The following is a 25,559-nucleotide window of genomic DNA, read 5'->3' on the forward strand; positions in this document are numbered from 1 at the left end:
CGCAATCGCTTAAAATGCGAACGTTCGTTAACAGTGTTTATAATTTACCATAGCTTTTTCTTCTTTGCAAGTCTTTTTTACAACTTTTTTTATATTTTACGAAAAAAGTGTTTTGAAGCTCTCACTTCAAAACACTCTTTCACTCACACTACCTTGAGTTATTGTTTTCGATAGGTCAGTTGACAATAACGTTCATACCATAAGTCAACATACTCTGGTGAAAATGGACCTTTTTTATTATTAATCCAATCGACTAGAATTTCAACATTCGCCTTCAAAATTTGATCAATCTCTTTTGAATAATGCATTTGTCGGCGGTGTTGTTCATATTCGTCGACATCTAATAGTCTTTTTTCACCATCTGGGAATATTTTAATATCTAAATCATAATCAATATATTTTAATGCTTCTTTATCTAAAACATATGGAGAAGCAAGATTACAATAGTAAGATATTCCTTTTTGACGAATCATGGTTACTACATTAAACCAGTAATGCTTATGATAGTACAACAATGCTGGTTCTCTTGTTAGCCAACGTCTTCCATCCGCTTCGGTTACTAATGTATGATCATTACAAGCAATAATTGCTTGATCACTTGTTTTCAAAACCATACTATCTCTCCATGTGCGATGAAGACTGCCATCATGTTTATAACTCTTGACAGTGATGAATTCTCCTTCTCTTGGATTTTGCATCACGAGTCCAACCTTCTATATCGATTTTAGAAAAGCTCCCTTTTCTTTACATACATATTCGATTGTAGTATAGCATATTTCATCGCTCGTGTGAATATCTACTAAATATTATTCTTCTTGTCCCCTAACACGTTCCCATAATTTTGTCTGAACTTTCGAGAAGGGGATTTTATGAAATTCTTCCGCATCTATCCATCTTAATTCTCTTCCACTTATTGCTTCAAATATTTCATTTGATTCAATTTCATATTTTGTCATTTCAATTTCCCATTTTTGATGACTAAAAATATGCTTCACTTCTCCTTTAATTTTTTTTAGTTTTTGAACTTTTATTTGATAGATAGATTCAAATTGTTTCTCCATTGGGATATTTTTATTTGGATATTCTTCAATTTCTTCTGCTATTTCGTCCAATAAACTCAATTGTTTTTCTGTCGGTGTATAATCTCTTATTAATGGAAAATGCCAAAATCCACTTAATAAATCTGCATACGTATTTTTTTCTAGCAAATATTGTCCTTTATCATTTTGAATAACAAATGCTTGCCACTTCATTGGCACAGGCTTTTTCTTAGGAATCTTTACTGGATATAAATGCATTGTTCCATTTAAATAGGCTGCACTAAATTCTTTTACTGGACTATCTTCCGGGTGAGGTGTTACTGGTGATTCAATATCTGAGCCTAAATCCATCAACGCTTGATTAAAGTCGCCAGGTCGTTCTTTTGAAATAATTTTTTCTGCTACTGCTTGGAATACTTTTCTATTAGATGGATTCCCGATATCTAATCCTATTTCAAATAATCGACTAATGACACGCATTAAGTTTCCATCTACTGCTGGTTCTGGTAAGTTAAAAGCAATACTAGCTATCGCTCCTGCTGTATACGGACCAATTCCTTTTAGTGTTTGAATTTCTTCCATTGTATTCGGGAATTTACCATCATATTCTTCCATAATTTGTTTAGCTGCTTTTTGCATGTTTCTAACTCTAGAATAATAACCTAATCCTTCCCAAACTTTTAACAAGGACTCCTCTTGGGCATTTGCTAAAGATTCGATTGTTGGGAAAGTTTCTAGAAAATGATGGTAATATGGAATCACTGTGTCGACTCTTGTTTGTTGCAGCATGATTTCACTAACCCATATATGATAAGGATTATTCGTATGTCTCCATGGCAAATCTCTTTTTTCTTTGTCATACCACGCTAATAATTTTTCTTGAAATGAAGTAATTTTTTCTTCCGCCCACATTTTTATTCCAAATTGTTCTAAATCCATTCTTCACTCTCCCATTTTAACTTTTCAATCGCTTCATCAATTGCTGAACTGCTGAAACCTTTTTGATATAATTTTCCTTTTAATTGATACCATAGTTGCGAATCATCTGCAGTATATTTAGAAAGTAATGTTTTTAAAATCCGCTCGCCTTGTTTCATGACTAATTCTTCTTCATTTTCTTCTTGCTTTTCAAATGTTAATTCTGAAATTACAGATTGAACGATATCCAAATCATAACCCCTTTGCATTAGAAAACCATACACTTTTTGCTTCACAGTCTTAACTGGAGTATTCCCTTGTCGGTCGACATATTTTTGTGCAATTTCAATTGCTTGATCTAGTTGTGTCGCTTCATCAAACTCTGCCAACGCTCTTTGAATAATGGAGTCATTTACTCCTTTTTTCTTTAATTCAAATGCTACAGATTTTGGACCCTTTTTCTGTAATGCAAAATTTTCTCGTACATAACTTTCTGCATAAAACTGATCATTCACAAATCCATGATCCATTAATTGCTGTAAAACCTGGTTAATCACTTTATCAGACACTTCTAATTTCTCAAGCTTTTCATATACTTCTTTGGCTGTTCTCAGCTTGAAGTTTAAATAATGCAACGCTTTTTGATAGGCGTTTTGATACTGTGTTTCCTGTTCAATTTCACGGATTGTATCTTGCGTTAATTCTGTTCCTTTTGTTAATGCGAATTTTAATAAGGTCGCTTCATCGACTCCAAATGCAAATTCGTCATTAATATAAATATTAAATCGATTTTGTTTTTTCTTTTGCACTTCAATTTTTGTTATTTGCATGATATCCCTCCGTTCTTCTTCCTAATCTATTGTATCAAAATTTATTTTATTCCGATATTAAAAAGTAAAAAAGCCTCACCTATTGATGAGACTTTGTACAATAAAATGTAAAAAACGAATTTTCCGTTTATAAAATATTTTTATTTCTAGTATCCTTGAGGGTTATTTTTTTGCCAATTCCAAGAATCACGAACCATGTCGTTTAAGTCTTTTTCAGCAACCCAACCTAGTACTTCTTTTGCTCGACTTGCATCTGCATAACAAGTTGCAATATCTCCAGCACGGCGTGGGCAAATTTCATATGGAATCTCTACATTATTTTCTTTCATGAATGCATGAACTAAGTCAAATACACTATAGCCAATTCCAGTTCCTAAGTTATATACTTTTGCTCCAGGATTTCCGATATTATCTTTCACTGCAAGAACATGTCCTCTTGCTAAATCCACTACGTGAATATAGTCTCGAACCCCTGTTCCATCATGGGTATCATAGTCATCCCCAAACACGCTTAACTGTGGTAATTTACCAACTGCCACTTGTGTAATATATGGCATTAAGTTGTTTGGAACTCCATTTGGATTTTCCCCAATTAAGCCACTTTCATGAGCTCCAATTGGATTGAAATAACGTAAGTTTGTGACAGACCATTCTTTATCAGCAAAAGCTACGTCATTTAAGATTTGTTCTAACATCACTTTTGTATATCCATAAGGATTTGTCGCACTTGTTGGCATCCCTTCTTTAAATGGCACCGTATTATTCATTCCATAAACCGTTGCGCTTGAACTGAAAACAATATTTTTCACTCCAAAGTTTCTCATGACATCTAATAACACTAATGTACCTGTAATATTGTTATGATAATATTCTAATGGTTTGACTACAGATTCTCCTACTGCTTTGAAACCTGCAAACTGAATCACGCAGTCAATTTTTTCTTTTGAGAATACTTCTGTTAAAAAGTCATGATCTAAAATCGATCCTTCATAAAATGGAAATTCTTTTCCAGTAATGGTTGTTAATCGTTTTAATACTTCAGGTGAACTATTAGAAAAATCATCTAAAACAACAACTTCATACCCCGCTTTATCTAATTCTACTACTGTATGAGAACCGATATAACCTGCTCCCCCTGCAACTAAAATAGCCATTGCTATTCCTCCTTTTACTTTTATAATACGTCTTCTGTATGATCTGGTTGTAATGTTAAAATACGTGGACCATCTTTTGTAATCGCTAATGTATGTTCAAATTGACAACTTAATCCACCATCTAATGTGTGAGCTGTCCAACCATTGCTTTCCATTTCTGATTTCCATGTTCCAGTATTCACCATTGGTTCGATTGTAATAACCATTCCTTCTTTTAAGCGAAGACCTTTTCCAGGTTCGCCATAGTGAGGAACAGATGGACTTTCATGAATCGTTGGTCCAATTCCATGTCCAATAAATTCACGAACAACTGAGAACCCTTCTTTTTCAACATAAGTTTGAATCGCATGACCAATATCTCCAATACGATTGCCCACTTGCGCTTGTTGAATTCCTAAATAAAGTGCTTTTTTCGTCACTTCATATAAACGATCTAATTCTGGTGTAGATTCTCCAACAATATAACTCCAACAAGAATCTGATAAAGCTCCTTTTAAATCTACACAGAAATCAACTTTTACTAAATCTCCTGATTTTAACGCTTTACGACGAGGGAATCCATGACAGATTTCATCATTAATACTTGTACAAGTAGCATATTTATAGCCTTCATATCCAATTTGAGGAGCTGAACCACCTGCTTCTTCAATTTTCTTTTGAACAAATTCATTAATTTCCCAAGTTGTTACTCCCGGTTTAATAAAATCTCGCAATGCCACATGAATAGAGGCTAATAAAGCACCCGACTCATTCATCGCTTCAATTTCACGATTTGATTTTAATGTAATCATACTTTAATTCCTTTCTTTTGTATTCTAGAACATTATAGCATAGCTTTTTTAGAAAATGTTTGAAATAAAAAAAATTCCAACCATTTCTTTTCATTTTCTTAATCTTTTTAAAAAACTGTTATAAAGCAAAACAAAGTTACAAAATCGTAACTTCGTTTTACCTCTTTGGGAGAAAAGATATAAGGGAAAAGCTAAATAACGGCTAAAATAATGAAGTTCAGAATGAACAATCCTGTTGCTACCCATAAAATTGGGTGAACTTCTTTAGATTTTCCAGTTAATGTTTTAATGAAGCAGTAGAAGATGAAGCCTGCTGCAATTCCGTACGAAATGCTGTAGCAAAGTGCCATAAAGATTCCTGCAAAGAATGCTGGTACAGCTTCGTCTAAATGATCCCATTGTACATCTGCAAAAGATGATAACATCATCACCCCTACAATAATTAACGCTGGAGCTGTTGCTGCTGCAGGTACGATACCTACAAATGGTGCTAATAATGCTGAAGCTGCTAATAATGCTGCTGTCGTTACTGCTGTTAATCCAGTACGACCTCCTGCTCCGATACCTGCTGCACTTTCTACATAAGTTGTTGTATTACTTGTTCCGAAAACTGCCCCAATTGAAGTTCCAATCGCGTCTGCAAATAAAGCTTTATCCATTTTAGAAGAGAAACCTGAACCTTCTTCTAACATTCTTTCATCTTCTGCTGAGAAGATTCCTGTCTTACGACCTGTTCCAATAAATGTTCCTAATGTATCAAATGTATCCGATAAACTAAATGCAAAAATCGTCATTAACACTAATGGTAATTTAGCAGGATTTGAGAATAATTTACCCATTCCTTCAGGACCAAATGCTGCAAATAATGTTACTTGTAAATCTGAGAATGCTGAAGCTAATGAATTTTGAGACCAATTCACTGTTGATAAATCAACGACACCCATTGGAATCGCTAATAAAGTTGTAGCAATAATCCCAATTAAAATTGCTCCACGAACATTTTTTATAACTAAAATAACTGTAATGAATAATCCAATTAATGCTAATAGTGCATCACTTTGAGTAAAGTTCACTAATGAAGGAACTACACCACCATTAGAGGTAACAGAGAAAATTCCACCTTTAAAAGCTTCTGTAGTCGCTTGAAACGGTTGATTATTAATCGTTGTAATTGTTTTAGCATCTGTTAAGAAACTTAATAAGTTTGCATTTTTCAATCCGATATATGCAACGAATACCCCAATTCCTCCACCAATTGCATGTTGCATACTAACTGGAATTGCTTGGATAATCATTTTACGAATTTTTGTTACTGTAATGAAAATATTTAATAATCCACAAATAAACACCATTGCTAATGCTTCTTGCCAAGAAAATCCTAATCCAAATACTACTGTAAATGTAAAGAACGCATTTAACCCCATCCCTGGTGCTAACGCATAAGGTACATTTGCAAACAGACCCATTACTAATGTACTAACGACAGAAGCAATAATAGTAGATAGGAATACTGCCTGGAATGGCATACCTGTTTGACTTAGAATACTAGGGTTTACAAAGATAATATAAGACATTGCAAAAAATGTTGTAAGCCCCGCTAAAAGTTCCGTCCCAAAAGTTGTTTTATTTTCTTTTAATTTAAAGAAATTTTCCATGAAGTTTCTAGCTCCTTTACTATTTTTTAAGAATGAGGTAAGTATACATCATTATTTTCAGAAAATCAATAATAAATACGGATATTTTTATCAGTTTTTTGAAACAACGTACGTGTTTTAATTATATTTCCATCTCCTCTCCTGGAAATCATTCTCCGAAAACAAAATAAAACGAACAACTGACACCTTTAACGGTGAAAGTTGTTCGTTTGGAGAGAGATGACTATTTTATATCGGACTATTTTTCTGCGTTCCACACTGGGAAGTATTGTCCTGGTCCAATTTCATTCATTTTCTTCGCTACATCATCTGCTTGGAATAATGCAACAATTTTTTTGTATGTTGGATTATCAGCATCTTTAGCATTTGCAGCAATGATATTGAAACGATCTTTTGGAATTGTATCTAAGTGATCAGCATCTGTGAAGATATAATCTTCTACTTTTAATCCTGCATCTTTTGCCATTGAACCATTGATTGAAGCTGCATCTACATCTTGTAATAAACGAGGTGCTTGAGCTGATTCTGCTTCAATAATTTCTAAATTACGTGGATTGCTTGTAATATCAGCTAGAGAGGCTTTTGTTCCTACTCCTTCTTTTAAGGTAATTAATCCTTCTGTTTCTAATGCTACTAAAGCACGACCTTGAATCGCTACTTCTTTTGGTACTAATACTTTTGCATTTTCAGGTAAGTCTTTTAATGATTTATATTTTGTTGAGAAATAGTATAATGGCACGATAAATGTTGTTCCGATTTCTTTAATATCTGAACCTTTATCTTTGTTCCATTGTGCTAAATATGCACGGTGTTGGAAGGCGTTTAATTGAACTGACCCTTCTTCTAATGCTGTATTTGGCAATACATAGTCATTCATTTCTACAACTTCTAAATCAATATTTTCTTTTTTCGCTTTTTCAGCAACGAAGTCCCAGATTTCATGAGCAGCGCTACCTACAACGGCTACTTTTACATGTTCAGCTGGTTTAGTTTCTTTTGTTGTTTCTTGTTTACTTGTTTGATTTCCGCATGCTGCTAATGTTACGGCAGCAACTGCTGTTAAAAATAAATTTCTTAATTTCATTTCTTTTCCTCACTTTAAAATTTCTAAATGTCACGTGATACAAATGGTACTATACCGAATTATCACAGTCGGGTCAACGAAATTTGACCCATTTCAGCATTGTTTCTTTTTACTAGTTGTTAAAGTTATAAACTATATTTCTATCACATCAACATTTACAAGCTATAAAAGTGAGAGATTTTACAAAAAATAGACTTTCCATAGTTCAGGAAATTTTGAGACCCAGGCTCAAAATTTAGCCATGAAACCGAAGGTTTGCTGGCGTCCTAAGAACTATAGATAAGTCTAATTTAAAAATACTATATTAGTCTTGGTCCAAGCCCATTCCTCTCATAATTGCTTTTGCAATTTCAACGAACGGAACAATTGAGAATGCTGCTGCTAACACAATTAACCATTGTTCTAAAGTCAACACTGTTACACTAAACACAGTCGTTAAACCAGGAACAACTAGAACTGATAATAACATTAAAGCAGACACAACAATCGCAATATTGAACATTTTATTTTTAAATGCCCCAACAGTTGCTAAAGATTTATAAACAGATTTCACGTTGAATGCGTGGAATAACTGAATTAACCCTAAACTTGCAAATGCCATTGTTTCACCAGTTGGAACTCCCCAACCTGCTACATGAGTTGCATACCAATAGACAAATAAAGTAACTCCACCTTCAAAGAAACCTTGATAGTAAATACTTGGTAATACCCCATTTGATAAGAAGTTAGAACTCTTACCACGAGGTGGATGTTTCATAATATCTGTTTCTGCATCTTCCATTCCCAAAGTAATCGCTGGAAATACGTCTGTTACTAAGTTAATCCATAAAATATGAATTGGTTCAAGAATTGACCAACCAGCCATTGTGGCAATAAATAAAGTCATTACTTCCCCGAAGTTTGCAGATAATAAATATTGAACTGCTTTTTGAATATTCGAGAATACTTTACGTCCTTCTTCTATTGCAACAACGATTGTTTCAAAGTTATCGTCTGCAAGAACCATATCACTAGCACCTTTAGATACTTCTGTACCTGTAATACCCATACCAACACCGATGTCGGCTTGTTTTAGAGATGGAGCATCGTTTACACCATCACCTGTCATTGAAACCACTTTTCCATCTGCTTGCCATGCTTTCACAATACGAACTTTATGTTCTGGAGATACACGAGCATATACTGAGTAATCTTCAATTGTACGTGCTAATTCCTGATCAGAAATTTCATTTAATTCAGCACCTGTTAAGACACCATCTTCTTGATCAGGACGTAAAATTCCTAAACGTTTCGCAATCGCTTGAGCTGTATCACGGTGGTCACCTGTAATCATCACTGTACGAATGCCTGCTTCTTTAGCAACTTGAATCGCTAAAGCTGCTTCTTTTCTCTCAGGGTCAATCATTCCGACTAATCCTGCAAATACAAAGTCAAACTCAACAGATTCTGAATCCAATGTTTCTGGAACTTGATCAATGTATTTATATGCAATCGCTAATACACGTAAAGCTTGAGTCGCCATTTCTTTATTTAAGCGAGCTAATGTATCACGGTCTTCTTGAGTAATTAGACGAACTTGTCCATGTTCTTCAATATGCGTTACTTTTTCAAGTAACATATCTGGAGCACCTTTTGTCGCTACTAAATAGTTTCCACCTTCTAATTGATGAATCGTTGACATTAATTTACGAGTTGAATCAAATGGTACTTCTGCTACACGTGGATGTTTTTCTAAATCAACACGTACATCATAACCTTTATCTAATCCAAATTGAACCATTGCTGTTTCAGTTGGATCCCCAATTAATTTTTCTTCTGTAATTTTAGTGTCGTTTGCTAAATTCATGATACGAAGTGCAGAAATTGATTCGTTCATTTCTTCGTGACCATCATGAATTTCATTATTGAACACCATTTTCTCAACAGTCATTTGGTTTAATGTTAATGTTCCAGTTTTATCTGAACAGATAACTTCAACTCCACCTAATGTTTCAACGGCTGGCAATTTACGAACTAATGCATGACGACTTGCCATTTTTTGAGTTCCTAATGCTAAGATAATCGTTGAAATAGCTGGTAAACCTTCTGGAATTGCGGCAACCGCAATCGCAATCGCTGTTAATAACATATGAGTCCATTCATATCCACGAAGTAATCCAATTCCAAAAATGATAACGGCAATGACTAAAATCATAATCGTTAACCATTTTCCAAGAGCATCTTGGTTTTCTTGTAATGGAGTTTTGCTTTCTTCCGTATTCGCTAACATATGGGCAATTTTACCAACTTCAGTATCCATACCTGTTGCTGTAACAACCCCTAATGCACGTCCATAAGTCACATTTGTACTCGCAAATGCCATATTTGAACGGTCACCAATACCAACGTCTTCCCCTTCAGGAATGACTAAATCTTTTTCTACTGGAACAGATTCCCCTGTTAAGGCAGCTTCTTCGATTTTAATCGTGTTTACTTCTAATAATCGCATATCAGCAGGAACAACATCCCCTGCTTCTAAAATTACGATATCTCCAACTACAATGTCTTCCCCTTTTACATGAAGATGTTCACCATCACGTAAAACTGTTGCAACTGGAGAAGCCATTTTTTGTAATGCTTCAATTGCTTCTTCTGCTTTTGATTCTTGGATGACCCCTACAATTGCATTTAAGATAACAACGGCTAAAATTACAATAGCATCCGTTGGATCTGGAGCTCCTTCATGGGCAAAAAATGAGATAACTGCTGCTGCAAGTAAGACAATAATCATGAAGTCTTTAAACTGATTAATAAACTTTTGTAGTACAGTTGTCTTTTCTCCTGCTTGTAAAGCATTTGGACCGTATTTTTCTAAACGTTCTTTTGCTTGAGCAGAAGTTAACCCTTCTTTAGTAGATTGTACACTTGAAAGAACTTGTTCTTCCGTTTGTGTGTATGCGGCTTGTTTTGTCAAAGTCGACACTCCTTTATATTTTTTATCCCCATAAAAAAAAGACTTATACTACTTCAAGGACTTGAAAATAGCATAAGTCTCACTAATTAAGATAATACCAGCGAAACAGGTTCACTTGTTGTTGATATTACCACAACTTTCGTTGCCAGTTACTCCCTTATGGAGATGTTGAATTTATAAAATACTATATCAGAGGGAGCTTAAAAAATCAAATAATTTAAGAAATTTTAGTAAGCAATCTTTACCCTTTATACTCACGAATGACCTTCATAAAGGCTTCACCATAAGTCTCTAGTTTTTTCTCCCCAACTCCACTAATTTGTAAGAATTCTCTATCCGTTGTTGGTAAATGACGACAAAATTCTTTCAGCGTTTTATCTGAGAAGACTAAAAATGGTGGAACATTTTGAGCAAATGCTAAATCCATTCGAAGCGAACGTAAACGGTCATACAAGACTTCATCAAATGGCGTATTATCTTGTACTTTATGTTGTTGAATCGCAGCTGGTTTTTGCAGTATTTGCGCTACAATTGGTTTCACTTCGATTTTCTCACGATTTTTCAATGCTTTCTTTCCTAAATCACTCACTTGTAAAATCGGATATTGTAATCCTTCTGTTTCGATATAGCGATCTGCAATTAAAGAAGAGATAAATTCTTTTAACGCTTTATCAGAATAATCTTTCATGATGCCGTAAGTAGATAATTGGTCAAAGTGTAGAGCCTTCATTTCAGCTCGTTTACTTCCTCGTAACACTTCAGATACTTTACTCATTCCATATCTTTCTTTCATACGAATAATACAGGACAAAATCATTTGCGCTTGTGGCGTTACGTCTGTTAACTCCACTTTATTTAAGCAATTCGTACAATGCCCACAATCATCTGGAATATCTTTTTGTCCAAAATAATCTAGCATAAAGCCTCTTAAACAACGTACCGTTCTACAATAATCAATCATCTCATTGAGTTTTGCCATGCCGACTTTATCTTGATTTTGTTTTACTAAAAATTTATTAATAATAATATCTTTTGCACCATATAATAAAATACATTCCGCAGGTTCCCCATCTCGACCAGCTCGTCCTGCTTCTTGATAATAACTTTCGATATCTTTAGGCATATTGTAGTGAATAACTTTTCTCACATTCGACTTATCAATTCCCATTCCAAATGCATTCGTTGCAACAATGACATCAATACGGTCAAATATAAAATCTTCTTGTACTTTACTTCTAGCTTCAGGGCTTAATCCTGCATGATACCAATCCGCAGCAATCCCTTTCTTTTGTATTTTCTCACAGACTTTTTCGACTTCTTTCCGAGTATTACAAAATACAATCGTCGGTTCCTTTTCCTTGATTAACTCTAGTAGACGGCTCATTTTATCCCTTGGCTCTTCCATTCCAAAATATAAATTTGCACGGTCAAAACTCGTTACAACTTCAAAAGGATGTTGTAATTTTAATTGTTGCTTGATATCCTGACGAACTCTTGGAGTAGCAGTTGCCGTAAAAGCTGCCACAATGGGGCGAGTAGGAAGTTGTGCAACAAATGTATCGATATTTTGATAACTCGGTCTAAAATCTTGTCCCCACTGAGAAATACAGTGCGCTTCATCCACTGCAACCATGCTAATCTGAATGCCTTGCATCATCTCTAGAAATCCTTCTTGTTCAAACCGCTCTGGAGCAACATATAACAACTTCACTTCGCCTCGTTGTAATTGATCAATCGCTTGAGAATACTCGATGGAACTCATCGCACTATTGAGTAGTATTGCTTGGATTCCCATTTCTTTTAACGAAGTCACTTGATCATACATTAAGGATATTAATGGAGATACAACAATTGTGATTCCGTCTAACATTAACGCTGGTACTTGGAAACAAATCGACTTCCCTGCAGAAGTTGGCATAATCGCTAAGACATCTCTTTTGGATAAAATTGTTTCAATGATTTCTCCTTGTGCAGGTCTGAAACTATCGTACCCATAATAATGTTTTAAAATCTCTTCCTTATTCATCTACTTCCCCCTCTCTTCTAGTATGTGTATTAAGTCTTGCATTTCTCCCATCGATAAAGCATAGACATCTAATGAAAAAATTTGCGGTGTTATTTCTTCAATATAGGCTTCTTCTAATGTGTCAATTGTTATTTCAGCATATAGCTGTTCTTTTAGAAGTGATAATTGACGATTTTCTAATAACAATTGTGTCCCATGTAAATGTATATTTTCTAACGTTGACTGTTCCAACAATTGTCTAAATTGTTGGGACTTCTCATGATAGTGAGCCACCATTTTTTGTCGATGTTTTTCGAATAAGCCATTTTGAATAAATAGCGCCAATGTTTTTTGCATGAGTAAATTGGAGTCAAAATCTAATAACTGCTTTCTCCGTTCAAATTCCTTTATTAAAGCGTTTGGCAGAACGACGATTCCCATTTTAAATGCAGAAAATAAAATCGATGAAAAAGATTTAACATATATGACTCTCTCATTCGTATCAAAATAATGCAAAGGCGTTGCAGTTCCTCGTTCGTAATCCGCCATATAATCATCTTCAATAATATAGACTTGGTATTTTTCTGCTAGTTCTACTATTTTCTTTTTAACACTATCTGGATAACTCATTCCAAGCGGATTATGAAATCTAGAAATCGTATAAAAATAACGAATCGTACCACTTTGAAAAATTTGTTCTAACTTTTCTAATGAAATGGTGTCTTGTGTCTGTTCTCGTTCAATCATTTGATACGGAATATTTAATTCTTTGACTAATTGATTCATACGACTATACGTTGGTTGTTCTAATAAAAGGCCTCCTGTACCAATTAGTTGAAGTAAAATATATAACGCTTGTTGTGTCCCCGTTGTAATAGACAATTGCCCTTCCTTTGCATACACTCCATAACTTTCTAATAGAGGTACCATTGCTTCGATTAATTCACGGTCTCCTCGGATGGATTCTTTCTGATTAGTAGCTCCCTCATAGCTTGCCATAACCGATTCATTCAAACATTTTCTAAAATCTTCAATTGGAAATTGCATCGGATTTGGCAACCCTATTTTTGTCGTGTTTCGAACGGGGACTCGATTTTTCAACACATAATACCCACTCTTTTCAACTGGATAAATTAAACTTTCTTCCTTTAAGAGATGTAATGCTTTTAAAATCGTGTCTTTATTACAATCATACTGTTGAATCATTTCACGAATCGAAGGAAGTCGATCTCCTTTTTTATAAATGCCTTCTTCAATTTGCTGACGAATTTGCAGACTTACTTCTTGATACTTAAACATGACACACCTCTTTATCTGTACCGGTACAATTCTATTCAAAAAATATTGTACCGTATCCCATCCTGAATTACAATGAGTTCAACTTCTAAAAATAGGAGGTGCTTTCGTGGTACAAAAAAGGATAATATTGGCCAATGATTTATCCGGAATCGGAAAAGTAGCGCTAACTCCTGCCATTCCGATTATGGCTTGTTGTCAAATTGAAACGATACTTTTACCAACCATTTTACTATCTTCTCATACAGGAGGATTCCAGAAAATTGCTATCCAAGAATTACTAGACTTTACAAAGCAAAGTTTAGAACAATGGAAAGCATTACATTTAAAAACAGATGCACTATTTATTGGATATTGCAGACAAATCGAGCAATTAAAACTCTTATTAGACTATCATACCACTCAAAATCCAGATGCTCTCCTTATTGTCGACCCCATTATGGGCGACCACGGGAAGTTATATAGTGGCTTTACAGAAGCCTATATCCAACAAATGAAAACCGTATGTTCAGCAGCAGATGTCATCCTTCCAAATCTCACGGAAGCTGCGCTATTAACTGGAACAGAGTATCTAGAAGGAATTCAACCAGTAGAAGCTTATCAAGCACTTGCTAGAAAGTTATCAAATTTAGGGGCTAAAAAAGTTATCTTAACTGGTATTCAAACTGAAGTTGGTTCCATAGGACTATTGAGCTACGATGCTACAACAGAACAATTTGCGACAGCTTTTACTCCACATTATCCGCATCATTTTTTTGGAACGGGAGATATTGTCTCAGCTATTTTGAGTGCTTGTATTTTACAAGGATATTCCTTAGAAAAAGCTTTAACAATTGCTACAACTTTTCTTGACGCTACTCTTCAAGAAACCATTGCTCAACAAAAAGATTTACAATATGGAGTTGCTTTCGAACCACAATTACATCTTCTCACACAATTATTTCATTCATAGAAAGTAGGAATTATATTATGAAACATTATTCATTACGTGAAATGACACAAATCGCATTATTTGCCGCTTTAATTTTCTTAGGAGTTCAGTTATTTAGAATTCCATTAGGACACCAATTCGTCCACTTTGGAAATGCCCTAGTCGTTGTTGGGTGCTTAGTATTCGGTAGTAAAAAAGGAGCCATTGCTGCTACTTTAGGATTAGGAATTTTCGATATTTTAAATGGATACGCAGCTGAAGTGTGGATTACGATTTTAGAATCTCTCATCGTTTGCTGGGGAATTCACCTTGTTTATGAAAAAACACTTCATAAAAACGACAAAGCTGTAAACATTATCGGAATTGGTATTTTAGCTGCTGTTATTAAAATCATTTTAAACTTAGTAAAATACACTTTCCTTCGTGGAATGATTATTGGTGGACTAGCGTTTACCCCTGCATTCGTTGCAGCCTTCACTAAAATTTTAGGAACATTCGGTTCTGCTGCTTTCACAGTCATTACTGTTCCAATTTTATATCCAATTTTCAAAAAAATTCATCAACAATTTAAAGCTTAATTTACTACTAGTAAGAGACCTCTCCTTCTCTTGCTAGTTTTTTATTTTCTTCCATCTTCCGTCTGCTAATCGAGACAGACAATTTGTTTTTTCCAGAATCCTTCTCAAAAAAGCTTCTATCTCACACTTACAAACTTTCTCTTGCTCATAACACGAAGAAAAACGAATTTTCTTTAATCTCGCTAATTTTTGCATATACGCATAACACTGCGGTGTCGAGAATATCTGATTTATTTTTATCCTATCAATTCCCATTAATAAGTATCCCTGCCAAATGAGATTATAAGTTTTCATACTCCAAGAATATTTTGGATAATAACTGCACACCTCTAGTTGATCAAATGTCCACCTATGATGATAGAGTTCTTCTAGAAATTGTCGATTTTCTTTTTGAGGACTTAAGATAAATGCTTGCCACTCTTCTTTTGTCCAAGATTCCTCCTTACTTGCTACTCGAGCAATTTGTACATTCTCTGACTCTTCAAAAATTTGAAATATTTTCTTCCAATCGAGCTTATCTAAGTCACATCGACTCTCCTGAAATAGATACTTCCTTTTTTGAAGATGCAATGTTAGATGATGATAAATAATCCATTGTTTATCCGTATAGAAGCATACATAATTTCCTAATTGTGGATGATATCGAATACAATACAAAGTCATCTCGCATAAATTCTTTTGTAAAAACTTCTTTCCCAGAATCCACGTGACTTTTCTATCTATGCTTTCTAAAGCTTCGGTGCGAGAAGTCATTTCCTTTATCGGAATGACACTACATTGATATTCTAATACCCATTTTTTACTGCCTACTTCAATAGTAAGATCTGGAATTTGTCCTATCATCGCTTCATATCGTTCTAATTCTGCCCTATATCCTTGTTGCTCGAGTCTCTCTTGTAATTCCTCTTTTCCTTTTTGATGAGCTTCTGTTTCTCCATCATGCCTTGCTTGTGTTACATGTCTAAAAAAATATTCTCCATTTTTCTTTTGGCAAATCTGAACAGGGTCCCCACTAGTCGGACAAGCATAATATTCTGACTTATCTAATTCAATTCCCTTATACGCATATACCAATTCTCCATTCGAATCTCGAGCAATCCTCATTCAAACCACCTCAACTATATATACGAAAAAAATCTCGAAAAATATTTTTTATTTGGAATTTTTGCAAAAAAAAAATGAAAATAGAATTTTTCATTCTATTTCCATCTTTCAAACATTTATATCATTTCTAAATTTTTCTCTACTACAATATCCCATGAACATCCTAGAGCACCTTGTCCTAAGTGAGTTCCAATAACTGGACCAAAGTAGGCTAGAGACGTTCTTAATTTTGGATATTTCTCTTGAATTTGAGCACGCCAAGCTTCTCCTGCTTCTGGAGCATTCGCATGAATAATGACGAATTCATATCCATCTCCATCGGTCGTTTGAGTATCTTCTGCAAAAATTTGCTCAATACGTTTCATCGCTTTATGCTGTGTACGAATTTTTTCCATTGCTACAATTTTCTTCTCTTCAAATGTTAAGATAGGCTTAATTTTCAACATAGAACCGACTAATGCAGCTCCAGCTGATAAACGTCCACCTCTTTGAAGATTATTCAAATCATCTACGATGAAGTAAGCTGTTGTACGATCTACTAATTGCTGAACACAAGATACAATTTCTTTAGCTGTATATTGTTCATCTTTTGCCATCATTGCAGCAAGACGAACCGCACGAGCTTGAGGCGCACAACTAATTCCTGAATCAATTGGATAAATCAATACTTCATCTTGTAATTCTTCAGCAACTGTCACAACTGTTTGATAAGTTCCGCTAATCCCACTGGATAAAAGAATTGGAATAATAGCATCATAATGATGGGATAATTCACGGAATAATTCAATCGTTTCACCAACTGCTGGTTGTGAACTCGTTGGGAATACCTCTGAATTTTTTACTTTTTCATAGAAATCGGCAGTTGTCAAATCTTGTTCTTCACGATAACTTTCTTGTCCAAAAATAACTGATAGTGGCAATACATGAATATTCCACTCACGGCGTTCTTCTGGTGTCAAATACGCAGTACTATCCGTTACGATCGCAATTTTCATTTACTCGACTCCTTTTCTTAAATTTAGCAACCACGTTGCTTTCTGTAGTATACCAAAAATCCAATTTTGGGGCAAACGATGGAAATTGGAAGTGTAAAACAAAAAGACCCCGAAGGGTCTTTTCATTGATTCTAAGGGTTGAATAATTGTCCTGCAAATCCGTCTGATTTCTGAAGAAGTTGTTTATAAACTTTTTCTTTAAGTGCAACTGTTTGGTTTGAATTACCCGCTTTCAGGTCATTTTCAACCGCTTTGTTGAACAACTCTTGAAGTTCCGCATAGTTTGAGATTTTCTCACCATTGATTTCAATTTCAACAAAACCTTTTTCACCTTTAGCTTTAACTTCCTTGAACCATTCTTTCTTCCACTCTTCTAGTGTATGGAATTTACCACCAGACACTTTCTCAATGATAAAGTCATCACCAAGACCCGGTCTACCAGCTGCTTTAGATTCTTGTTTATACTTGTTAGAAGCATATCCGACAAATCCATCCAAGTATCCGAAGTAACCCCACATACGGAATGTATTATGTTTGAACGAGATAGAACCTACAGCACTTTGACTTGTATTACCACCGTAAATTCCAGCCATCATACTTACAGTTTGATATGCCGTATCAAAACCTTCAGCACGATAATGTTTATTTCCAGGCATATTATGCTTAGTCACGTAATTACCATCTACAAGGTCATCAATGCTTGTCAATTTCTTCTTGTTCTCCGCGTCATTTAGGTCACGAAGTAAATCCCATTGGTGTGGTTGTCCAACTAAACCATTTCGATCAGCTTTTTCACGCCATTTCTTGTCCATCTTCTTGAACCACTTATTGTTATCTCCGTCATTCTTCGCGATAACGGCATCCGCTTCTAAATGGTCGAGCATCATAAGCGCTTCGTTATAGTTCTTCATGTAATGGTCAATTTTAGCTCGACTATCAAGCAAGTTCGGATTGTAGTTATACCATTGGTTTCCATCATTTTTACGCTCATACGCCATATTTAGACCCAATGCGCCATAATCACCATTAGAACTTGTTACCGCAGGCGATTGTAACATACCTTGAGCAAAGGCTTCAACGTCTGTACCTTCACGATGTCCCCAACCACCTAAATAAGCCATACGGTCATTGATATGCGTTGTTTCATGAGTAAAGGCTGATGTACCAAAATCACTAATCATACTTGACCAGATATAGTACACGGCTTCTGAGTTTTGAGGTCTATCAAAGATATACGCATACGCACCCATACCATTATCACCATGCCATTTACCAGTTGGACCATAGAACTCACGAATTGGAGCATAATCACCGTTCTTCGTATGACCCATTCTATCAACCCATCCACCTGGCGCACCATGGTTATCCCAGATAGCCGATGGAACCATGTTTTCAGATTTCAACAACTGATTACGTACATTATCAGCCGCCAAGCGAGACCAGAAGTCTAAGTAGTTGATTTGTTCTTGTGCACGTAAGTCAATTTCTTTCTTGAATGCTTCACGTTCAGCTTCTGTATTCTTACCATATTTCTCAAACGCACTAAATGCTAGTGTATTGTATGTTGAAATCAAGAACATATGAGCTTTCTTTGTAGTCAGAAGTGGCAAGATATATTTGCTATGTTCGCCATTGTTTAAGTTTTCATATAAACGATATTTCTTGTCCGCAAACAATGGATTTGATGATTGTTTCTCAACGACATAGTTTGTATGTGAAACAGCTTTCTTATACCAGGTGTTAATATCAGTTTCGTTTGTGAATAAACGCATATTATAGTTTAATAAACCGTTCAACTCACCAATACCAATCGTTCCACCGATCATTTCTCGATAAGCTTCTAACGTTCTATTACCTTTAATGTTATTTTCTCTAGAACCAATCCTAATCAAGAAATCTAAGATATTTACATTTTTACCGTAGAAGTCAGGTTTGAACATCATAATATCTTTCATCGATTTTTCATCATATTTGAATCCATAATAGCGATTTAGATATACCAGACCCATCATGATTTTCGCTTTGTTTTCGTCCACTTTCTTAACAAGAGCTTTCATAGCTGCCTCGTCACTATTTAATTGATGGTCTTCGTTTTCAACTAAAGCTTTGACTAATTTATCTAAATTAGCTTTAGTTTCCTCAAAACTTTCTTCAAGGAATAGATTTCGAATATAGCCATCTTTACGACCATCCGTGTTTTCTTCAGCTTTACCACGTTTGTCCATTAACGCACGCACTTCAGGTGAAATCAATTGAACACTATCTAATTTCGCTTTAATATCGCTGATTAATTGTGTTCTTTCTTTAACCACCATATTTGGTGTGTAAACAACATCTCCTAAATCTGTAATACCGTATTCTTTTACTTGTTCCACGTTTGATGTAGCTTTAACTGATACAGCTTTTTCTTCTTTCGTACCATCAGCGTAATGAATCATAATATGATCAACATCAGATAAGTCTGTTACAAATTGTCCATCTTTCATACCAGTTACAGATAATACTTCAGTAGTTAGTAATTTAGATCCTTCTGGAATCTTGTTACCTTGATTGATAATCCATTCTTTATTGTAGAATGGTTGAAGTTTTTCAATATTACGGTAAGCAAGTTCACGATCTGCTTTATAATCTTGAATCTCTTTATACGTATCAGATTTTAATTTCACTTGATTTAGTTTATTTGTGACAGGATCATTAATCACATAGTTATTTGCTGTGATTCCTAATGATTCAATTTTCTTATCTGCTTCTTCTTGAGAGACTGATTTAATACGATGTTGTTGTTTTGAGAATCTATACGAAGATTTACCTTCACTCACACCAGTTACAACAAGGTTTCTATTTAGACGTTCACCAGACCAATATCCACCATCGTCATCAATATCCTCAGAACCGTAGAAAATTTCTCCTTCACCTTTATTAACTTTCATCATAGATACGCTATCTTCAACTGAACCTAGCATATGATTACTACCAATAAATCCACCAATTTTAACTGGTTCTTCCACATTAATAGTACCTTTTGCAACAGATTTCTTAACGGCGCCTTCTTTACCTACGCCCATATTATTTCCACCATTTTGTGAAGAATATACAACACCGGCAGCTTTAGCTTTCTTACCTGTTATATTAGCATCAACATAAGCTTTTTCAACAAGACCTTTCCAGTTTTCACCGACAATACCTGTTAAGTATTGACCTGCTGAACCTACAGATGTCACATTACCGATAAATGCTACATTACGTAGTGTACCTTGACCATCGATTTTATCGATGAAGCCAGATACCCAGTCTTTACCAAGAACATTACCTGTAACTTTAACATTTTCAATAGTAGCTCCACCTTTAATAACGTTCGCTACAGCCGCAATTTGGTTTGCCCATGGCATATTAATATCTACATTAGCAAGATTAATATCATGAATTGAACCACCCTCAACATTAGCAAATAATGGACGACCTGTATTATGAATCGTGAAACGATTATCTCCATCACTCAATAATTTACCTTTAAAAGGAGCAGTTACATAAGATTTACTTGGTGTTGGAACATTTGCTGCATTAAGATCTGCACCAAGTTTGAACTCACCTGTTGGGTTAGCTTGCATATCTTTTACAAGCTCATTAAAGTTGTAATATACATTACCTTCTTTTAATTTTTGTTTTTCAAAGTAATGAACATACTCTTCACTTAGTGTATCATCAGATCTACGTTGAACTAAGTCTGGAGCTTTCGCTACAACTTTGTACAATGATTTTCCATCTACAACAACTTCTTCAACAGAACTTACTGCAAGTCTTGTCACTTTATTGTCATGAGTTGTCACACGTAAATATAATGGAGCAACATCTGTCGGTTTTTCAGATAATAAGCTTTTATCTGTTTCATTTCCTTCAGCATCTACACTCATTAGGCTTGTTTCTTTAATATTTTTAATTTCAACTTTTTTAAGGTCTAACTGAATTTGTTTATCTACTAATTTTTCAGTTTCTTCGCCTTCTCCACGATCATAAACCATTGTAGTGGATAGAGTGTAACCTTGATAATATTTCAATTTATCTAAAGTAGCGTTTAAATTATTTTCTGCTACCGTTACTTCTTTAACAAGTTGTCCATCTTTATCTTTTAATGCTAATTTGATAGATTTGATTTCTACTCCAGCTGGTTTATTCAATGTATAACTAGCTGTTGCGCTCTTCTTCAAAACATCTTTTTCAGTATTCGCCCATTGTAATGTTGGTTTTTCTAAACCTTTTGTACCATTTTTAATAATTTTATCTTGAGGTTGTAAGATAACTTTTTCTTCTACCTTTGGAGCGTCATTTATTTTTTCTCCACGAATCGTTTTATACGTTTCAATAATTTGTTTCTTACCATCTACACCTTCTTGAGCAACTTTAGTTGTTCCACGTTTTAAAGTGTCATCATCTTCTGTTTTTGTAGCAAAAGGAATGACTTCTTCTCTTGTTTCAACTGCTGTTCCTTCAACTGGTTTTGTTCCTTTTTTAACGACTTTAGAAACGGCAGGAGTTTTCACTTCTGTCGTTGTAGAAACAACTTTATCTGTTTGGACACCTTCTACTGTTTCATAAGTTGTTTTAGTAACTTGAACTCCTTTAGTACCTTGACGTTCAACTACTTCTTCATCCACATATTTTGTATCATCTGGAACTACTTCTGTTGTAAAATCTAATTCACTTTCAGTAGATTTCTCAACTGTTCCAGTTTTCAATTTATATTCTGGTACTTCTAGAATTGGAGATTTCATTTCATGTTCTGGTTCTTGTGTTCCTTTTGTTGAAACGACTTCTTTATGTTCTGGTAATTCAGGTTGTGTTAATGCTTGACCTTCTTTTCCTTCCTCTTGTGTTCCTTTTTCTTTGATTACTAATTCAGGAAGTTCTTGCTGAACTAAAGCTTGACCCTTTTTTTCACCTTCATTAACATTTTGAACACCTTTTGCCACTTCTGCAGCAGGTTTTGGACTTTCAGGTTTCACTTCTGGAGTTTTTGGAACTTCTTTTTCAACTACTGGAGCTGGTTTCACTGGAGTTTCTTCTTTTGCACCTAACCCAATAATTTGTGAAATTGGTTGTTTTGTTACTTCAGAACTTAAAACTTTACGTGTTTCCACTCCATTCACAACTGTTACTTGCGTTTGAATTGTACGAACTCCTGGTTGACCAGAGTAAAGAATTCGACTCTTACCTTTTTCTAAGCTTGTATCTGCCTGTGTCATTGTCTCAAACGGAATTTCTTCAGTTGTTGTTTCAATTCTTGTTTCTTCTTGTTCCGCTACTACAGTTGGAGTAACTTCTTCAGCTGGATCTTCTACAGTAGTTTTCGCTTGTTCTGGATGAGAAATTTGTTTTAATTCTTTCTCACTTAAATATCCAACATAACGATAGCCATCAATTTGTACTACTCCTTCATTTGAAGTAGCACGAATCACTTGATTTAATTCCACTGCTACTGCTTGAGAAGGAATAAATGTTGCTGCTCCTGAAGCAGTAATTAATAATGCTCCTAAAATTTTATGACGTTTTTTCTTAGAAACGACTAAAACAATACTACTTGCAGCTAATAATCCTGCAGCAGTAAATGCCATATTTTCTCTTACTCCCGTTTGTGGAAGTACTTGTTCAATTTTACGGTAAATTAAATAATACACTTCTTCATCCTGAGGTGGAACTTCCGTATGAAGAAGAGCTTTTTCTTGTTCTGTTAAATTTGCTTCGTCAACATAATGATAAGTTGATGGACTTGCGGCACTTACTGGAGTGCCCATTCCAAATAATGCAGACCCAATCACGACTGATCCAGCAATTTTTTTAATTTTTCTTATAGAAAAAATTTCTTTTCTCATATCTTATCCTTTCTATTTTTAAATTTACGTGCAATATAGTATAACATATATGAAAAATTACTTCTATACATAAAAGAATTAATCATCTATTTTCAAAATTCCCTTAGTATTAGCATCAATAGTCACTTCCATTGAATGTCCATTATGATAAATTTCTACTTTCCAAATTAATTGCCCATTATCTCGTTCTATTTGCCAATCTTTTAATTGACCTGCAGAGAATTGCTCCATAGCAATCGAAATGATTTCATCTACATCAGATAATTTAGAAGAATCCACTTTTTCATATTCACGTTTATACGCAATATTTCCTTTTTTTCGATCCATTTCCGTTTGTACAAAAGTTTGTGAATCTGATTGATAAATATATTCATATTCTGTAGTATCATCCATCGCAGATACTTCATAAACTGTTGCTTGATGAGCTGATTTTAATTGAACTTTAGTAATATCTAAAGAACCATACTGGCTAAAGAACACTTCTGATAATTTTTCCACTGCTTCTTTATAAGTAGTTGCTGTGTTTTGATTAGATGTTTGTGATCCACTTGTTGCAGATTTCTTTGAAGCGATACTTGTCGTTGTTTGATTACTTTGTGTCGTTTGCGCTACTGAAGTAGTCGTTGCTGGTTGAGGTGCTGTATTAATTTGAACACAGGCACTTAATAAACTTGCCGACACAATTGATACAATAAATTTACTTTTTTTCATATTTTCCTCTTTCAAATTATTATTTTTAAAGCATATTAAATATATAAGAAAGCTTGTCATGTTGCAAATAAAACAGTTGTATTTCATATTATTTTTATCGCTCACGTTTTATGGTACAATATTAAAAAACATTCTTAAAAGGAGAGTCTATGTTAGAACAATATAAAACGATTCATCAAGATGGGCAACACGAAATTGAAATTAAAGGTTCACGCTTTATCGCCCATTTCAAACGTACAGAAACAGAAGAAGAAGCTCTCGAATTTATCCAAGCAATCAAAAAAGAACATTGGAAAGCAACCCATAATTGTTCATCTTACTTAATCGGAGAAAGAGATGAATTCCAACGTGCAATGGACGATGGAGAACCGAGTGGAACAGCTGGAATACCAATGTTAGAAGTATTAAAGAAACAAGCATTAAAAAACACAACGGTTGTTGTCACACGATACTTCGGTGGGACTAAACTAGGTGCTGGAGGACTTGTTCGTGCTTATACAGGAGCTGTTGCAGAAGGACTTAAAGCTATTGGAGTTGTACAAGCTAGCTTAGAAACAATTTTAAAAGTAACGATCGATTATTCAACCGTTGGAAAACTAGAATACTATCTTGAAACAAATACTATTTCTGTAGTCGACAAAGAATTTACAGATGTAGTAGCAATTCATTGTAGCTTACCTGTTGAAGAAGTAGAATCTTTTCAAGAATCAGTAATTGAATTATTACAAAACAAAGTTCAATTCGAAGAACTAGGACAACAATATATCGAAAGACTTATTTCGTCAGTTGGAGAATAAACAGTAAGATTTTTCTCACTACTCTGAGTCGAACAACCAAATAACAACGCCTGAAAATCAATTAGTATTGGATTTTCAGGCGTTGTTTTTTTCATAAAGATTATAATCTAAACTTCTATCGTGATTATAATTTTTTAATCTTCTTTTTTCTGACTTGGAACTATTAATCCCAATCCAGCAAGAATGGCGCTTGCTGCAGCACCGAAGATAGCTACTTCATTTCCTGTTCCTGTTTGAGGTAACATTTGACGATTTGCTTGTGCCATCACTTTTTCAGATGCTTCTGTTGTAACATTTGTTGTCCCTCCAGATGCTAATGCTACAGGAATCGAGCGAATCGCTTTAATTCCTGCCATTAATGCATAATCAACTTCTTCAATAGTTGTTGCTTGATCAATCATTTGGAAAGCTTTTTCTTTTTCTTGTTCCACTCTAGTATCCAACAATTCTTTTTCACTTTCAGAAAGCTCTGCCTGACTGATTTCAACTTTTTTCTTCATTACTTCTTTTTCAATCAACATCTTCACTTCTGATTTCTTAGCTAATAAAGCTTTGTTTACTCCATTATCTGATTGAGATGTATCTGTACTTGGTGTTACGGTTACTCGGGCGTTTGCTTCGTCACTTACTACTGATGGTGCTGCTGGTGTAGTTGCTTTACCTGGTAGGGTAACACTTGCTGCTGTACTTGCGTCACTGTTTCCGTGTTTTGCTGTTGCGCTGACTTGTGTTCCTGCACTTGCTGCATTGTGTGCTACTGTGATTACTCCGCTTGTTGGATCTACACTTACACCGTCTTTAGCTGGTGTTAGACTCCATGTTGAGCCTATTTTCGTTGCGACTACTGTTG

At 34.8% G+C, this 25,559-nt stretch carries 18 protein-coding genes; 3 read left to right on the forward strand and 15 right to left on the reverse strand.

Annotation, left to right across the window (positions count from 1 at the left end):
• Positions 1-158: 158 nt before the first annotated feature.
• The 10 genes from RWM24_RS07895 to RWM24_RS07940 form a co-directional block, all read right to left on the reverse strand.
• Positions 159-698, reverse strand: coding sequence for a DUF402 domain-containing protein (locus RWM24_RS07895; RefSeq protein ID WP_020991225.1), 540 nt, complete (start codon positions 696-698; stop codon positions 159-161).
• A 108-nt stretch (positions 699-806) separates the two neighbouring features.
• Positions 807-1,979, reverse strand: a complete 1,173-nt coding sequence (gene mutY / locus RWM24_RS07900) for an A/G-specific adenine glycosylase (protein WP_314113176.1) — start codon at positions 1,977-1,979, stop codon at positions 807-809.
• Positions 1,970-2,788 carry a recombination regulator RecX gene (gene recX / locus RWM24_RS07905; protein ID WP_314113178.1) on the reverse strand — a complete coding sequence of 273 codons (819 nt, stop codon included), beginning with the start codon at positions 2,786-2,788 and terminating at the stop codon, positions 1,970-1,972. Before recX ends, mutY begins: the two co-directional genes overlap by 10 nt.
• Before the next feature lie 146 nt (positions 2,789-2,934).
• Positions 2,935-3,942, reverse strand: a complete 1,008-nt coding sequence (gene galE, locus RWM24_RS07910; RefSeq protein WP_314113179.1) for a UDP-glucose 4-epimerase GalE — start codon at positions 3,940-3,942, stop codon at positions 2,935-2,937.
• Positions 3,943-3,962: 20 nt separating this feature from the next.
• Positions 3,963-4,733 (reverse strand): type I methionyl aminopeptidase, encoded by a 771-nt coding sequence (gene map / locus RWM24_RS07915; protein WP_314113180.1) that lies wholly within the window; start codon positions 4,731-4,733, stop codon positions 3,963-3,965.
• A gap of 191 nt (positions 4,734-4,924) precedes the next feature.
• Positions 4,925-6,388 carry an NCS2 family permease gene (locus tag RWM24_RS07920; RefSeq protein WP_314113181.1) on the reverse strand — a complete coding sequence of 488 codons (1,464 nt, stop codon included), beginning with the start codon at positions 6,386-6,388 and terminating at the stop codon, positions 4,925-4,927.
• A gap of 238 nt (positions 6,389-6,626) precedes the next feature.
• Entirely contained in the window at positions 6,627-7,472 is an 846-nt protein-coding gene (locus RWM24_RS07925; RefSeq protein WP_314113182.1) for a MetQ/NlpA family ABC transporter substrate-binding protein, read from the reverse strand.
• 304 nt (positions 7,473-7,776) lie between these two features.
• A complete protein-coding gene (locus RWM24_RS07930; protein WP_314113183.1) occupies positions 7,777-10,434 on the reverse strand; it encodes a cation-translocating P-type ATPase in 2,658 nt (885 codons plus the stop codon).
• A 232-nt stretch (positions 10,435-10,666) separates the two neighbouring features.
• The gene (gene recQ, locus RWM24_RS07935) at positions 10,667-12,451 is read right to left on the reverse strand and encodes a DNA helicase RecQ (RefSeq protein WP_314113185.1); all 1,785 of its coding nucleotides are present in this window, start codon (positions 12,449-12,451) and stop codon (positions 10,667-10,669) included.
• The gene (locus RWM24_RS07940; protein ID WP_314113186.1) at positions 12,452-13,729 is read right to left on the reverse strand and encodes a PLP-dependent aminotransferase family protein; all 1,278 of its coding nucleotides are present in this window, start codon (positions 13,727-13,729) and stop codon (positions 12,452-12,454) included.
• 106 nt (positions 13,730-13,835) lie between these two features.
• On the opposite strand from RWM24_RS07940, the gene RWM24_RS07945 reads away from it, so the two are divergent.
• A complete protein-coding gene (locus tag RWM24_RS07945) occupies positions 13,836-14,678 on the forward strand; it encodes a pyridoxamine kinase (RefSeq protein WP_314113188.1) in 843 nt (280 codons plus the stop codon).
• A gap of 17 nt (positions 14,679-14,695) precedes the next feature.
• Positions 14,696-15,235 (forward strand): ECF transporter S component, encoded by a 540-nt coding sequence (locus RWM24_RS07950; RefSeq protein ID WP_314113189.1) that lies wholly within the window; start codon positions 14,696-14,698, stop codon positions 15,233-15,235.
• Between the two features lie 33 nt (positions 15,236-15,268).
• Here the strand turns inward: RWM24_RS07950 and RWM24_RS07955 are convergent, their stop codons facing one another.
• From RWM24_RS07955 to RWM24_RS07970, 4 genes are all read right to left on the reverse strand, one after another.
• Entirely contained in the window at positions 15,269-16,339 is a 1,071-nt protein-coding gene (locus RWM24_RS07955; protein ID WP_314113191.1) for a competence protein CoiA family protein, read from the reverse strand.
• A gap of 116 nt (positions 16,340-16,455) precedes the next feature.
• Positions 16,456-17,334, reverse strand: coding sequence for a DegV family protein (locus tag RWM24_RS07960; RefSeq protein ID WP_314113192.1), 879 nt, complete (start codon positions 17,332-17,334; stop codon positions 16,456-16,458).
• Between the two features lie 131 nt (positions 17,335-17,465).
• Positions 17,466-23,201, reverse strand: a complete 5,736-nt coding sequence (locus RWM24_RS07965) for a ZmpA/ZmpB/ZmpC family metallo-endopeptidase (protein WP_314113193.1) — start codon at positions 23,199-23,201, stop codon at positions 17,466-17,468.
• Positions 23,202-23,279: 78 nt separating this feature from the next.
• Positions 23,280-23,912, reverse strand: a complete 633-nt coding sequence (locus RWM24_RS07970) for a PepSY domain-containing protein (protein ID WP_314113194.1) — start codon at positions 23,910-23,912, stop codon at positions 23,280-23,282.
• Positions 23,913-24,061: 149 nt separating this feature from the next.
• Between RWM24_RS07970 and RWM24_RS07975 the strand changes: the two genes are divergently transcribed.
• Positions 24,062-24,709: a YigZ family protein gene (locus RWM24_RS07975; RefSeq protein ID WP_314113195.1), complete on the forward strand. Its 648-nt coding sequence runs from the start codon at positions 24,062-24,064 to the stop codon at positions 24,707-24,709.
• Positions 24,710-24,843: 134 nt separating this feature from the next.
• Here the strand turns inward: RWM24_RS07975 and RWM24_RS07980 are convergent.
• The coding region (locus RWM24_RS07980) for a DUF1542 domain-containing protein (protein ID WP_314113197.1) at positions 24,844-25,559 on the reverse strand (716 nt) is incomplete at its 5' end.

Source organism: uncultured Granulicatella sp. (assembly GCF_963516875.1).
Taxonomy (GTDB): Bacteria; Bacillota; Bacilli; order Lactobacillales; family Aerococcaceae; genus Granulicatella.